This is a genomic window from Streptacidiphilus monticola (assembly GCF_042658505.1).
Classification (GTDB): domain Bacteria; phylum Actinomycetota; class Actinomycetes; order Streptomycetales; family Streptomycetaceae; genus Streptacidiphilus; species Streptacidiphilus monticola.
On sequence record NZ_JBHSQJ010000046.1, the window covers coordinates 41,593 to 55,451 of the forward strand.

Consider the following 13,859-nt stretch of genomic DNA (forward strand, 5'->3'; position numbering starts at 1 on the left):
CCTGCGCTTTCCTGCGTTACGACGGCGCAGGGGACAGCCGAGGAAGAAGCCTCAAAAGATCTTGAAAAAGTTTCTTGCGTGGCTGGGAGTCGGCTCCGCGGCGGTGGGCCAAGGTGGCGACCGTAGCGCCCGTGCGGAAGCGGGCCGACTATGGGGAAGCCACAGGCGCGGTCCACCGAACCCCGGCCAGGGCATCCTCCACGAGCCGAAGCTCGCCCACGAGCTGCCGCACGCGCGCGGCGTCGAGCGCCGCACCCAGCCCGTCTCGAGCTTCGCCGGTCCTGGAGGAGAAGAGGTAGCGGGCCGTGCGGGCGAGCAGAACCGGGTGCCGCTGGAACAGCTGGTACGCGCGCCAGCTCAGGGGCACCTGCTCGTAGATCCACTTCGCTTCCCTGATGATTGGGCGTGTTCAAGGGGCCGAAGGGGACTGCTGTGGGCGGCTGGCGGGTGGAGTGGGTTCCGGATCCGTGGGGCTGGCGCGAGCTGCCGGAGGACGGGGAGCCGGACGTGCAGGACCTGCCGAGCCGGGTGGCGCAGATGGGCTTGCTGCCGGGAGACCCGGTGTTCCTGTCGCCCGACTTTCGGGTGGATGAGGATCTGCTGGACTTCGTGCGCTCGCCGGAGTTTTCCGGCTTGGAGCGGGAGACGAAGCGGAACTACGCGACCGACATCCGCCTGCTGCTCGACTTCCTGTGGTCGCGGGGCGTCCGGTGGCGCGAGGCGAGCCGCCGGGATCTGCGAGACTACCGGGTCTGGCGCTGTCTCGCGCCGCAGAATCCGGGCCGGGTCGGCGGGTCGAAGTGGAATCGAGAAGCGGCAGCGTTCACGCGACTGTACCGATGGGCGAAGGTCAGCCCCCTGCCAGTCGACGTGGGGCGGGCCGGCGACCGGGCACCGGACGGGGGAAGGGACCGGGTCTGCTGGCTGACGCCTCGGACCTGGCGGTTGTGGATGGACATCGGTCTGCGCGGCCAGACTCGCTCGCGGGTTGCCGCGGCGGAGTGGTCGGCCCGGACGGAGACACGCAACACCGCGTTCGTGGGGCTGCTGTTGAGCTCCGGGCTGCGCCGGCAGGAGGCTGGCTCCTTGTTGACGTTCGAGGTGCCGCAGCAGCGGTTGCGGCAAGGGATGTACTGCCATGGGCAGGTACCGGGTGCGCTGACCAGGGCGAAAAGGGACCGCACCTTCTATGCCTCGGTCGCGGCGCTGGGGGACGTGGAGACCTACGTGCAGTCGGAGCGTGCCTGGGCGGTACGGCGCGCGCAGCAGGCCGGTCGGTACGACGCACTGCCACAGATGCGTGTGATCACGCAGGTGACGGGCGGTCTGCGGTCGAGGGTGCGGTGGGTGGACCGCAATGGCGTGGAGGGCGGCCAGGCTCTCTCGGCCCTCACCTGGCAGGAGCGTCAGTGGTTGTTCACCGAGGGCCCGGAGGGACCGGAGCCGGCGTGGCTGTGGTTGAGCGAGCGAGGGCTGCCGCTGGCCCCGCATTCCTGGGAGGGTGTGTTCCGGGGCGCCAACGTGCGATGCGAGCGGCTGCTGCGGCCGCGCGAGGCCGACAGGCAGGAGCCGGCACTGGCCTACGCGCCGTATGCGACGCCGCATGCCGCGCGGCACTCGTTCGCGCTCTACATGCTGGTCGTGCTGAACGAGTTGATGGAGAAGCGGTACGGACTGACGCCGCGGGAGCGCCGGGACTTCGCGCTGTTGTTCGGGGATCCGTGGTTCTTGGTGCAGACTCTGCTCGGGCACGCGGACGTGGAGCTGACGAAGCGGATCTATCTGGCTCCGGTGACGCACCTGCGGCTGTCGTCGATCCTGGCGGCCGCGGACGAGCAGCCGCCAGGGCCGACCGCGGACCTGGACGCGGTCTTCGCACGGATCGCGAGGGAGACCTCGGGCATCGTGGACATGGACGCCCGCCTGGAGACGGCCAGGTGAGCGGGCGCGGGCGCAAGGCGTCGCTGCCGCCGGCCGATTTCCACGGCCCGGAACCCCTGGGCTCGGGCGGCTTGGTCGTCGCCGTTTCCAACCGGGCCGGACACCACAGGCCGTTCGACTTCGCCCAACTCCCCATTGCCGAACCGTTCCAGCGCTCTCTCGCCGCGCTTTTCGCCCAACGCTCGCAGGTGTGGACCAGTCACGCCTCCGCCCAGCGCACATGGAACCAGCTCCTGGCCTTCGCCCGATTCCTGGCAGCCCTGGAACAGCCGCCGCATGACCTGGAGGATCTGACCCCGGCCGTGCTCAAGCGCTGGAGGCAGAAGAACATCGGCACCTCCCCGGGACGCAATACGCTGACCGTCGTCCGGATGCTGCTGCGACTGGACCCGCGCATGCAGACCGGGGCGGCGGCCGAGGAACTCGCGCGGCGCATCCCCGCGACGCAGAGCAACGTCCAGTCCTACGAGCCGGCCGAGTTCGAGGCGGTGCGGAGCGTCGCGCGACGGCAGTTCCGGGCGGCGCTGCTGCGGATCGACGAGAACACTCAGCTGCTGGAGCGGTGGCGGACCGGCGAGCTCGACGTGAACTGCCGGGAGGGGCGACTGGGAGCGGTGCTGGACCACCTCGCCCGCACCGGCGATGTCCCCCGCAGGGGCAGCCATGCGGTCAACCGCAAGCTGCTCGGCGGGAACAGCTGGCCCTCCACCTGGGGGCGGCTGTTCTTGTCCCGGATCGAGCTGGTGAGCCTGGCGGTGCTGCTGACTGCAGAGTTCGGTTGGAACCTGTCGGTGTTCAACCGCCTGCCAGCCCCCCGCGCGACGCCGTCCATCGGCGAGACGGGGACGCTGACCTACCAGGTGGAGGTGGAGAAGCGCCGCCGTGGTGCCAATCGCTGGTTCTCCACCGAGTACATCACTGACTCCGGCGCGGATTCTCCGGGCCGGTTGATCACCCAAGCGCTGGAGGCCACACGGCACGCCCGTGTGCTGGCCGGTCAACTCGCCCCTGGAACAAACCTGTTGATGGTCTCCCGCCTGGGCGCGGTGCGGCGGAGGCACAGCAATCTGGACCAGCCCCGGCCAGTCGGCCCGCTCTCCTTGGGCATTGGCTACAACGACGTCACGGCGTGGGTGCTGGCGCACAGCCTGCCGGGCTCGCCGTTCCAGCGGGTCCGGCGGACCACGGTCGTCGAGCAGCGGCAGCCGCTGCAGCACTCCCGCAGCACCCATGAGCGGGTCTACGTGCTGCCCGACCAGCGGGTGCAGCACGAGTCGCAAGAGGTCATCGCTGAAGGGGCACAGGAGGCTCTCGCGCTGGCGCTCGACACCGCCTTCGGCGGGCGGCTCGCCGAGCGATACGAACCCGGCCACGCGGAGACCGTGACCGCCGACTGCGCAGGCGAGTCCGCGAGTCCCCGACCGACGCCCGACGGTGGCTGCGGGGCGAGTTTCCTGCTCTGCCTCGCCTGCGCGAACGCCCGCGTCCATCCCGGCCACCACCCCCGTCTCGCCTTGCTGCACCAACAGTTGGAAGCCCTGCGGTCAGTGCTCCCCGAACCGGTCTGGCAGGCCCGCTGGCTGGAGCACCACCTGCGGCTCGACGACCTGCGCGGCAAGGTCGGCGGGGGAGCCTGGGCGGCGGCCCTGGACCGGACGACCGACACCGATCACACCCTGGTGCGCCTGCTGCTGAAAGGTGATCTGAACCCGTGACCACAGCCACCGCCCCTGCCGACGACCCCTACGTGCTGCCGATGCCCCGCCCGGACGACCCCGTCGTCACCGCGCGCTGGATCCACCCGCACAACCGCCAGGCCAACTCCGCCTACCGAGACCTCACCTGGAGTTTGGCTCCCCTGATCGACAATCCGAGCAGCACGCACAGCTCGATCAACTGGTCGAAGTGCCCGAAGCCGTATGGCGACCAGCTCCGGCTGATCGCCTGGACGATGATCAACGGAGAACTGCGGCCCACCCATCTGCAACAGCGCGGCGTGGCTGCACGTGGTCGCCTCTCCGCGGGTGAGCTTGCAGCCGCGGTGCGCGAATGGCAGAGGTTGGCCCGGTGGCTGGGGCGGCAGGGCGTCGGCGACCTCGCACAGTGCACCAGGCAGGCCTGGCGCGAGTACGTTCGCGGTCGCTGGAGGGAGAGCGGCGTGACCCGCCTGCACGCTCAGAAAGTCCTCGGCCATTTGACCCGGTTGTGGGCGTTCGACCAGCTTAGTGCGCGGCCTTGCGGGATTGCCCGGCCGCCGTGGGACACCGAGGGCGCGGACGACTTCCTCCCCGTTCTGCGCGAACGGCAAGGCGGCGAGAACTGGACGGAACCGTTGTCTCCCGAGGTGATGGGACCGCTGCTGATCTGGGCAATCCGAGTCGTGGAGGACTTCGCCGACGACATCATCGCGGCCTGGCAGGAGCACGGACGCCTGCTGACCGCCGCGCAGACCAACCGGGTGACCCCAGCGGGACGCGCCGCGTTGGAGGCCTACGTGCTTCCCCTTCTCGACGACCAGGCACCGTTGCCAGCCACGTTCATCCGCGGCAGGTGGTTCCTGGGTCGGGCCTTTGTCGCCGGTACCACGGGCGCCAGCCTGGGCCAAGTGGATGACCTCACCCGGGAGTTGGGGCTTACACGGCTTGCAGTGCGGCATCCGGGGCCCTGCCCGATGAACGTCCCCCTCAAGGGGCGGGTGAACGGGAAGCCCTGGCGCGAGCATGTGGACTTCAACGAGGCCGCCTCACTGATGCGGCATCTGGGCACCGCCGCTGCGATCATCTGCCTGTATCTGACGGGCATGCGTCCGCAGGAAGTGCTGGGCATGCGGTCCGGCTGCTGCCCCGACCCTGAACCTGACGAGAACAGCGTCGTGGGACGGCACTTGATCCGCAGCCGACACTACAAACCTGTGACCGACGAGGACGGCAACCACCTCTCCGCCGGGACCGAACGCGAGATCCCCTGGGTCGCCATCACTCCCGTAGTCCATGCCATCCGCGTCCTGGAGCGCATGGTCCCCGACGGGGAACTGCTGTTCAGCGCCAGGCACCAGAACTACACCGGTCGCACCGGCGCAGGCTCGCTGAAGTTGGATGCACTGCGCAACCGGATCGACGCCTTCGCGTTCTGGGCCACATGCGAGGCCATCAGACACGGCCTGCACGAGCAGGTCGTCCCGGAAGATCCCCACGGCGCCATAGGCACGGCACGGTTCCGCCGTACCCTCGCCTGGCACATCGCCCGCCGCCCTGGCGGCCTGGTCGCCCTCGCCATCCAGTACGGGCACGTCCGCACGATGCTCGACACCCGCACCTCCAACGGCTACGGCGCCCGTAGCCACCGCGGCATTCACAGCATCCTGGACGTCGAAACCGCACTCGCGGCCGCTGACACTGCGGCCGACCTGCGGGACCGGATCCAGGCCGGCGAAAGGATCTCGGGCGCCGCCGCACGGCGCGCACTGACCGCCATCACCCACGCAGCACGCTTCCAGGGGCGGCAGGTCACGACCAACTTCGCCAAGCAAGCCACCCACTTCCTCGCCCGCGACGGCATCGTCCTGCACGACAACCCCGACGCCTACCTGATCTGCGCGTTCAAACGCGACACCGCCCTGTGCGTCCGCACCCCCGACGATCGCGTCCCCACCCTCGACGACTGCCGACCAGGCTGCGGAAACGCCGTCCGGGCCGACATCCACGCTCACCGGCTGCGCGAGCGCGCTGACGAGATCGACCAGCTTGCCGGGCAAGCCCCCGAGGGCACTCGCGCGCGGCTCCACCGCACTGCCAACCGGCTCCGCGCGACGGCCGACGCCCACGATGCCACCGCCTTCACCGCCGAGGTCCCTGCGTGAACCCCCAGCAGCACGACGAACGCACCCGGATCCGTGAGGCCATCGACCGCCTCCTTGCCGGCACACCCGCACGCTCCGACGGCGCCCTCACCGTGGTCGCCCTCGCCGCCGAGGCAGAGGTCCACCGCATGGCCATCCTCAGGCGACACCCCGACCTGAAGAACGAGTTCTACGAGCGCGTCCGCCAGGAGAAGCACCAAACACCCGAGAGCGAGAAACGGCTCCGCGAAACCGTGATCAGGCTCAAGAAGACGATCAGCAACCAGCGCAGGGAGCTCGAAGAACTCCGCCGCATCACCACCCAGCTCACCCTGGCCAACGCCGTTCTCGCCGAAGAACTTCGAACGGCACAAGGCCGGGGCCCTGGCCCAGACAACGTCATCCCTCTCAGCCGACCAAGTCGATAGCCTCGCACCCCACACACCCGGCATCGCCCCGCGCGGGGTCCCCGCCTTTCGTGGGCACCGAGCCGTCACGCCGCTATGATCACACCGACTCGCCCCCGCGCTGAGCTTGCCATGCTCCCAGGCCCGGGATGAGCGACAGATTCCGCGGTTCCCCGCACCCTCTTCGGCTGAGCCGGACAGCGCTCGCCTTGTCCTGCCCGATCGGGCCGACACCCCCACCCACTTCTTCTCGGAGGCCCTCTTGCACGGCAGCGACCTGCTGCAAACAGCGCTGGACGAGTTGGCGCATGACCGCGGCCCCGGGGTCTTCGCCCTCGTCGCAGACGCGGGCGACGTCGTGTTCACCGGCAGTGTCGGGACCGCCGACCTCGAACGCCCAAGGGTGATCACGGCTGAGGACCGGTTCCGCATCGCCAGCGTGACCAAGACCTACCTGGCCACCGTGGTACTCCAGTTGGTCGCCGAGCAGCAGCTCCACCTTTATGACGGCCTCGCCGCCTTGCTCCCCGGCCTCGTTCCCGAAAGCGGCGCGATCACTGTGGAGCTCCTGCTGCGGATGCGCTCCGGACTGCCGGACTACGTTCGGGACGTCCTCGGCGATCCTCCCGAAGTCGCCCGTCTGCAGCGCTACTTCGCCCCGCAGGAGCTCATCAGCAGAGCGCTGTCGCAACCCGACCGATGGGCGCCGGGGAAGGGCTGGCGGTACTCGAACACCGACTACGTCCTTCTCGGCCTGATCGTGGAGCGAGTCACGCAGCAGCCGCTGGGTGAGATCTTCCACGAGCGGATCTTCAGATCCCTGGGGCTGTCCTCCACCTATCTCCCGGGCCGGGAACTGCACATCGAAGGTCGTCACAGCCGGGGCTACCTGCGGCAGGACCTGACGTCCGGCTACGTCGACGCGACCGAGTTCACCCCCTCGGAATGCTGGGCCGCAGGCGCCATCATCTCCACGCCGCCGGAGGTCGCCCGCTTCCTCGACGCGCTGCTGAGCGGGCGCCTCCTGCCCGCCCACTTGCTCGCCGCCATGCGCCGCACGCAGAGCGCCGACGCAGACCTTGGCTACGGGATGGGCCTGGCCCGGTACACGCTTCGCAACGGCACCGTCGTCTACGGGCACGGCGGCACTCACTTCGGCGTCGACTGCTACGCGTTCCGCTCCGACCACGGACGCACGGTGATCATCTACCAGAACAGCTGGGACCGCGTCACCCGCGGGATCCCCCGACAGAACCCGTTCCTCGACGCGGCCTTCGCCGCGTCCGGGCTCGACCGACCTGTCACAGTGAAATCGACACCGCCGCTTGCCCCTTGACCTGTCCGTTTGAATCGTCGTGCTCGTAATCGCACGACGCGCCTCTCGCTCCGTTGGCCAGGTTCTGCCTGGCAAATCAGTTGCTTGGCCGCAGATGCCTCCGCCAGGGTGCAGGCATGACGAACCCGGGTCCAGGAATTCGAGGTGCCCCTGCCCTGACCGAGGAGATCCTCAGCTTCTACGAGCAAGGCCAGGAAGACCGGCGCTTGAGGGTGGGTACCGGACGGCTGGAGTTGCTGCGCACCCAGGACGTGTTGCGCAGGCTGCTCCCGCCGGCCCCTGCGAGCATCGTGGATGTTGGTGGAGGTAGCGGCATCCACGCCGAGTGGCTGGCCGCGGAGGGGTATCTGGTTGATCTTGTTGACCCGGTGCCGCTGCACGTCAAGCAAGCGGGGCGACTGGCTGACGTGAACGTACGACTGGGCGATGCCCGCGCGTTGGAGTTCGAGAACGAGTCCTTCGACGTCGCGCTGCTGCTCGGGCCGCTCTACCACCTTGCCGACGCCGACGGCCGTGCGCTGGCCCTGTCGGAGGCATACCGCGTCCTCCGCCCAGACGGCCTGCTGGTCGCCGCCACCATCAATCGCTTCGCGGGACTCCATGACACGCTCAACCAAGGACGCTACTTCGACCCCCTGCGGAGGCCGCAGATCGAGGCTGCGACCCAGGACGGCCGCCTGCGCACGGAGGGCGGGAACTCGCTCTTCACCACCGCGTACTTCCACCAGCCACCGGAGATCGCGCGTGAAGCGAGCGCTGCAGGTTTCGCTCTGCTCGGGCAGTACGGACTGGAAGGGGCAGCGTGGCTGATGACGGACATGAGCGCGTGGCTGGAGGAGCCCGCTCAATGCGAACTGCTTCTCCGGGCTTTGCGGTTGACCGAGTCGGACCCATCGTTGATCGGCGTGAGCGGCCACCTGCTCACCGCCGGTCGCAAGACCCGCCTTCATGACTGACTGGCGGGTTTCGTAGCCAGCGTGGGCTGGCCGCGGAACCGCGGTCAGCCGAACTGTCAGATTGGCATGGCAAAGCGCCGGTCGACGTGGACCCGGGCGAACTCGGCCCGCATGCGTGCCTCGTCGGCGAGCGGGGCGTGTCCGAAGACCAGGACCGGGCGCAGGCCCGGACGGGGCTCGGCGATCGCGCGGCCCGGCTCGGCCGGGTCGCTGTAGTGGAAGGCGTAGACGTGCAGGTAGTGGTCGCTCTCGGCGAAGCCCATCGAGCGGTACCAGGCCAGCGTGTCCGCGTCGTCGCGGGTCCAGGCGTCCAGTGTGGTCGCCCCGGCAGCGCGGGCCCAGGCGCGGGTGCGGTCCAGGAGCTGCCGCCCCAGGCCCCGGCGCCGGTGGTCGGGGTGGACCGCGATGGTGTCGATCGTCGCCAGCCCGCCCTCGATGCCGGTGTCCATGAGGGCGACCACCGAGCCGGTCTCGTCGACCACTACGAGCTCCAGGCCGGGCGCCGCGATCGCGGGCTTGGCCGCGACCACGGCGTCGTAGAAGGAGGTGTCCAGGAAGGCGAGGACCCGGCAGCGCAGCCAGGAGGTCTCGTCAGATGGCGTGTACTCGCGCATGGTGTACTTCAAGATCGTTTTCCTCTGCAGGCGTGGGGATGTGCGGTCGGCGGCTGCAGAGTGTCGTGATCACAGCGGGGATCATGACCGAGCAGACGAGGTTCAGCAACCGGATTTTCTCCGCCATCAGCCAGTCAGGACCTGCAGTCATCCGCGGGTGTAGCCGGCCCACAGCGGCCCGCCGGCCCGGCCCAGGACCTCTTCGACTGCGGCGGCAAGACGCCCCTGCCCATCCACCTCGCCGGAGACCGTCGCGACCGCGCCTGCGGTCAATCTGCCGTGCAAACCCGGGTCGGCAGCCGCGAGTCGCCGCGACAGCCACTTGCCGCCGCCCAGCCAGTGCCCGCCGGCCAGAAGGGCCAGTTCCGAGGCCCGTTGCAGCAGGTCGGCCACCAGGTACACGCGCTCTTCCGGGTCAGGGCAGCCCCGCAGGTCCTCCAGGGTGTCGGTGAGCGCGTAGCGCCGGTCGTCCAGTTCGGCCGGGGAGGCCGGGGGCGGGCCGGCGGTCAGCCGCGCCCGTGCCTCGCGTTGCAGCACCGCTCCGAGTCCGTCCACATCGGCCAGCAGCATCCCCTCGGCGCACATGGCCAGCAGCGGGGAGCGGCGGGCAGCCGTCTCCCGCTCGACGAAGCCCCGCCAGTCGGGCTCGGTCTGCGCGAACAGCTCCACCGGCCAGCCCCGGTACGTGAGGCTTTCACGGCATGGGGCCGGCGGCCCAGCCAGCAGGACCACGATGTCCAGGTCAGAGGTGGGCGTGCGGCGGTCGCTCAGTACGCTGCCGGCCAAGAACGCGGCCCGGGCCTGGGGAAAGCGCTCCTGCACCAGTTCCCTTGCTACCTCTACGGGGTCCATCGCCTCAGTGTGGCGTGGGCGCCCGGCACCACGCACCGAAATTCCTTCCGCTTGCCGACTCGACGGCTCCATGCCGGGAGACGTCGAGGGGATCGCGAGGCACCCCGAGGACCCACCAATCCCGCCACGCACTTTGAACAGAAAGACTTGACAGGGAAAGCCGTGGCGCTCTCCTCCCATCCCGGGGCGCCAGGTGGTTCGACCTGGTCCGGCCAGTCGGGCGGGGCTACGAACACTTCACCGAACATAAATTCGATTCTGTCATGAATGGCGGCCCCCTGCAGCCCCGGTCGCTGATCGCACCGTTCGTTCTTGCTGGGGCACTTCGTGGGAGTCCGCCTGTGGCCAGACGGGGTGACGGGCCGGTCACAGCTGCACCCGCCGGCGAGTCCGCCGCTGCCATCATGCTCACGTGGCCCACGACATCGTGTTCTTCCTCGCCCCCGACGACGACGCTGCCGCAGCAACGCGCCCACGAGGACCCGGTGAGGCATTTGAGTCCATAGCCTGCCGCTTCATTGAGCCGGACAGTGCCATCGCCGACTGGGACATGTACTTCCAGGAACCCTCGGCCGACGTCCCGCCGGTCGAGAAGCTCCGGGACTGGGCGTGGCCACGGTCGGTCACTGCACCGCTGAACGATGGCGTCGAGGTGTTCGCTCTGCCGCAGCGGCTGATCCGGGCGCTCGCCAGCGCCGGTCCGCAAGAGCTGGAGGAACTTGCGGGTCGCTGGACCGCGAGGCTCAGGTCTGAGGACGGTCACGACATGACCGACGACGACCTGCTCGCGGTCTTGCGTGGGATTGCCCGGCTCGCGGCATCCGCGGTGAACTCGGGTGGAGCTCTCTACAGCTGGAGCTTCTGACCGTCGGCCCGCGAGGGTCGTTGGTTTTTGACGGCGCTGCACGCCAAGAGCTCAGCGCCGGTGGCGTCGAAGTACAGGGTGAAAAACCAGGACCGGTCGGCGGGGGTGACGATGCCGGTGCGCAACTGCTCATCGCGATGGCGACGGAGGATCTCCAGGCTCTCGTCGAGGCCGAGCGTCGTCAGGCCGCGCTTCAACGACCACCTCAGCCTCGCCGCAGCGATACCGGCGACCATCCACTGGGGCACCCCCCCGGTCAAAGATCTCGACCTCCGCGCCCGCGGCGATGGCGTCGCGCGCCGCCTTGCACGCACTCGTTTGCTCCTTCAGCATCGCGGCAAGGTCGGACCAGTCTGAACGCTCGTCCTCGAGAACCATGCTGTGACTCTAGGGGCTTGATCCTGGCCCGCACAGGATCCGGTGCTCCCGGACGCAGAAGTTCAGTCGCCGTTGCCAGGAGCGGAGTCCGCCAGCACAGTCGAACGGACGACCCGCACGGCGCAGCGTCTTGGTCCGATGCTCGGGAGTCATGTCATGCGGGAACGTGGCTGCTCGGAGGAAGCCTGTGATGGGTGGTGGGCGGTCTCGATGACAGAAGCCGTGAGCGTGGAACGTGTCCGCCTGACGGTCGTCGACCCCCAGGCCGACTCCCTCCCGTAGTCGCCAGCAGGCAATATGACTTATCTGGCGGCACGTCAAAAAGCCGACCACAAAAGGCTTTAGGTGGCGTCAGCGTCTCTGCAGCGGCCGTAGGGCCCACCGTTCGTGCACCAGCCAGACCCCACCCCGACCTCCGACTCCAGCTCGCCGCTTGTGCCCCGGCAGCGACGCGGTCGGCATCGCCGCTCCGACACCACCGCGCTGCTGGGACCGGTTCCGCTGTCCGTATGGCTGACCGACCCCCTCACCGGCTGCTGCCCGCGATGCGACCGTCCCACGGAGACCGCCTGCGCGCGGCGCCTTCCCGCCGACCTCGCGCGGCAGCTGGTGGAGGCATTCTCCAAGCCCGGCGACATCGTCTTCATCCCAGACATCGGCAACGCCCTCGCGGTCATCGCAGCCTGCCACGCGGGACGCAAGACCCTGGCCGTCTCCGGCCATCCCGCCCACGGCCGCCGTGTTCAGCAGCAGCTCGCTGAACAGGCCCCGGGTGCCGAGGCCCTGGCCATCCTGCGCACCGCCTCCGGCCCCGAGCAGCTCCTGGCCCAGGCCGACCGGATCGGCGAACGCGCCGCTCTCGCGCTGCTCGCCCCGCACACCCCCGCGACGACGACCGAGCTTGCTGGCCTGCTGGCCTCGGCCCACCGGGCGCTGCTGCCAGGCGGGACCGCGGTCATCTGCTCCCGGCAGACCCCCGCGCAGGACACCCTCGGCATGCACGTCGCCTACGCCCAAGCCGCCGGCTTCATCTACCTCCAGCACATCGCCGCCGTCGAAGCCCACGCCGAGGGTACCGAACTTGTCCCTCACGAACGGCGGGACTACCACGGCCCCGAATGTGCCTGCGAGGACCGTCGTCCCACCAGCGCTGCGCGCCGGGTCGTGCACTTCGACGTCCTGGTCCTCCACCGCCCCTGACCCCCGTCGCCCACCACTGCCCCCGAGGAGAAGAGGAGCACCGGCTTGTCACACCCGGAACCCAGCACTCGCGAGCGTGCGCCGCTGACGCTGGCCCAGCTGCCCACCAGCGTGTGGGTCACCGCCCAGCAGGACGCCCGCACCCAGCGCAAGGACCGCTACTTGCCCGAGTCCGTCGAACATCCCGGCAAGATGCTCCCGGCGATCGGCCGCCACGCCATCCGCGCCTACACCCGTCCCGGCGATACCGTCCTGGACCCGATGTGCGGAATCGGCACCACCCTGGTCGAGGCGGTACACCTCGGCCGCCACGCCATCGGCATCGAACTCGAACACCGCTGGCCGCCGATTGCCCGCGGCAACCTCCGCCTCGCCCACGATCAGGGCGCCACCGGAGCCGGTACCGTCTACCAGGGCGACGCCCGCCACACCGCCAGCCTCATCGACCCCGAACAGCACGGCCTGGCCCAGCTGCTGCTCACCTCGCCGCCGTACGGTTCGTCCCTGCACGGGCACATCCGCTCCACCCGCGACACCGGCGAACCCGGCATCCGCAAGTTCCACCACACCTACGGCACCTCACCCGCCAACCTCGCCCACGCCCCCACGGACACCCTCCTGGCCTCGTTCACCACCATCCTGGCTAGCTGCCGCCCCCTGCTCGCCGACGGCGCCACGGTGGCAGTCACCGCCCGCCCCTGGCGCGAACGCGGCGAACTCGTCGACCTGCCCACCGCCGTCCTCGCCGCCGGACAAGCCGCGGGCCTCGTCCCCGTGGAGCGCTGCGTCGCCCTCCTCGCGGGCGTGCGCGACGGGCACCTGGTCGCCCGCGGCTCCTTCTACCAGCTGCGAAACATCCGCGAGGCCCGCGCCCGCGGCGTCCCCATGCACCTGATCGTCCATGAGGACGTCCTCGTCTTCACCCTCTCCCGCACAGCCAACCTGCGCCCGGACGGCCGGAGTTCGCGCACTGTGGTGCCGGACGGGACGCCCCCCGACCCTTGGGCCGATGCCGCCCGCTGGACTCCGCGGTGAGGCGCCGGCGCCGCCTGCTGCTGGGATCGCTCTGCAGCGGAATCGGCGGACTCGACCTCGCCCTCACCACCGTCCTCGGCGCCCACCTGGCGTGGGTGTCCGACAACGACCCCGCCGCCGCGAAAGTCCTCGCCCACCGCTTCCCCGTCCCCAACCCTCGTCGACATCACGGCGACCGTCTTGAGGACAGTCCCGCGAGTCCACGTGATCTCCTGCGGCACGCCGTGCCAGCCGTTCAGCGTCGCCCGCAAACGAAAGGGGAAAGATGACAGGCGCTACCTGTAGCCCCACGTCGCCCAGACCCTTCGCCACCTGGTGCCCGACCTGTTCGTCAGGAAACAGGTACCCGGCTACCTCTCACTCGGCCTCGCCCAGACCCACGACGACCAGGCCGCGCTGGGCTACCACCACATCCGCTGGGGAATTGCGGCAGCTTC

General features: G+C 69.6%; 13 protein-coding genes. 10 read left to right on the forward strand and 3 right to left on the reverse strand.

Annotated elements, in window-relative coordinates; genetic code table 11:
* The first annotated feature begins 405 nt into the window (after window positions 1–405).
* The 6 genes from ACFP3V_RS11875 to ACFP3V_RS11900 all read left to right on the forward strand — a co-directional run bounded on the left by ACFP3V_RS11875 (window position 406) and on the right by ACFP3V_RS11900 (window position 8,478).
* Window positions 406–1,941 (forward strand): integrase, encoded by a 1,536-nt coding sequence (locus ACFP3V_RS11875; protein ID WP_380582807.1) that lies wholly within the window; start codon window positions 406–408, stop codon window positions 1,939–1,941.
* On the forward strand, window positions 1,938–3,656 hold the full coding sequence (locus ACFP3V_RS11880; protein ID WP_380582809.1) for a hypothetical protein: 1,719 nt from the start codon (window positions 1,938–1,940) through the stop codon (window positions 3,654–3,656). The genes ACFP3V_RS11875 and ACFP3V_RS11880 overlap by 4 nt, the downstream gene beginning before the upstream one ends.
* Window positions 3,653–5,800, forward strand: a complete 2,148-nt coding sequence (locus ACFP3V_RS11885) for an integrase (RefSeq protein ID WP_380582811.1) — start codon at window positions 3,653–3,655, stop codon at window positions 5,798–5,800. The genes ACFP3V_RS11880 and ACFP3V_RS11885 overlap by 4 nt, the downstream gene beginning before the upstream one ends.
* Window positions 5,797–6,207, forward strand: a complete 411-nt coding sequence (locus tag ACFP3V_RS11890) for a hypothetical protein (protein ID WP_380582813.1) — start codon at window positions 5,797–5,799, stop codon at window positions 6,205–6,207. Before ACFP3V_RS11885 ends, ACFP3V_RS11890 begins: the two co-directional genes overlap by 4 nt.
* Before the next feature lie 241 nt (window positions 6,208–6,448).
* Window positions 6,449–7,522, forward strand: coding sequence for a serine hydrolase domain-containing protein (locus ACFP3V_RS11895; RefSeq protein WP_380582815.1), 1,074 nt, complete (start codon window positions 6,449–6,451; stop codon window positions 7,520–7,522).
* A 116-nt stretch (window positions 7,523–7,638) separates the two neighbouring features.
* Complete coding sequence (locus ACFP3V_RS11900) at window positions 7,639–8,478, forward strand: class I SAM-dependent methyltransferase (RefSeq protein WP_380582817.1); 840 nt, start codon at window positions 7,639–7,641, stop codon at window positions 8,476–8,478.
* A 56-nt stretch (window positions 8,479–8,534) separates the two neighbouring features.
* Here ACFP3V_RS11900 and ACFP3V_RS11905 read toward each other — a convergent pair whose 3' ends face one another.
* Entirely contained in the window at window positions 8,535–9,104 is a 570-nt protein-coding gene (locus ACFP3V_RS11905) for a GNAT family N-acetyltransferase (protein ID WP_380582819.1), read from the reverse strand.
* A 135-nt stretch (window positions 9,105–9,239) separates the two neighbouring features.
* Complete coding sequence (locus ACFP3V_RS11910; protein ID WP_380582821.1) at window positions 9,240–9,944, reverse strand: nucleotidyltransferase domain-containing protein; 705 nt, start codon at window positions 9,942–9,944, stop codon at window positions 9,240–9,242.
* 412 nt (window positions 9,945–10,356) lie between these two features.
* Between ACFP3V_RS11910 and ACFP3V_RS11915 the strand changes: the two genes are divergently transcribed.
* Window positions 10,357–10,809 (forward strand): hypothetical protein, encoded by a 453-nt coding sequence (locus tag ACFP3V_RS11915; RefSeq protein WP_380582823.1) that lies wholly within the window; start codon window positions 10,357–10,359, stop codon window positions 10,807–10,809.
* Here ACFP3V_RS11915 and ACFP3V_RS11920 read toward each other — a convergent pair.
* The gene (locus tag ACFP3V_RS11920) at window positions 10,791–11,045 is read right to left on the reverse strand and encodes a hypothetical protein (protein WP_380582825.1); all 255 of its coding nucleotides are present in this window, start codon (window positions 11,043–11,045) and stop codon (window positions 10,791–10,793) included. The two genes, ACFP3V_RS11915 and ACFP3V_RS11920, sit on opposite strands and share 19 nt — an antisense overlap.
* A 529-nt stretch (window positions 11,046–11,574) precedes the next feature.
* Here ACFP3V_RS11920 and ACFP3V_RS11925 point away from each other — a divergent pair.
* From ACFP3V_RS11925 to ACFP3V_RS11935, 3 genes are all read left to right on the forward strand, one after another.
* Window positions 11,575–12,387, forward strand: a complete 813-nt coding sequence (locus tag ACFP3V_RS11925) for a class I SAM-dependent methyltransferase (RefSeq protein WP_380582827.1) — start codon at window positions 11,575–11,577, stop codon at window positions 12,385–12,387.
* A 45-nt stretch (window positions 12,388–12,432) separates the two neighbouring features.
* Entirely contained in the window at window positions 12,433–13,422 is a 990-nt protein-coding gene (locus ACFP3V_RS11930; RefSeq protein WP_380582829.1) for a TRM11 family SAM-dependent methyltransferase, read from the forward strand.
* Between the two features lie 165 nt (window positions 13,423–13,587).
* Window positions 13,588–13,707: a DNA cytosine methyltransferase gene (locus ACFP3V_RS11935; protein WP_380582881.1), complete on the forward strand. Its 120-nt coding sequence runs from the start codon at window positions 13,588–13,590 to the stop codon at window positions 13,705–13,707.
* Window positions 13,708–13,859: the final 152 nt, after the last annotated feature.

Coding starts and splice junctions, on each gene's coding strand:
- ACFP3V_RS11900 (WP_380582817.1), top strand. CDS start 7,639: ATGACGAACCCGGGTCCAGGAATTCGAGGTGCCCCTGCCCTGACCGAG.
- ACFP3V_RS11910 (WP_380582821.1), bottom strand. CDS start 9,944: ATGGACCCCGTAGAGGTAGCAAGGGAACTGGTGCAGGAGCGCTTTCCC.
- ACFP3V_RS11920 (WP_380582825.1), bottom strand. CDS start 11,045: ATGGTCGCCGGTATCGCTGCGGCGAGGCTGAGGTGGTCGTTGAAGCGC.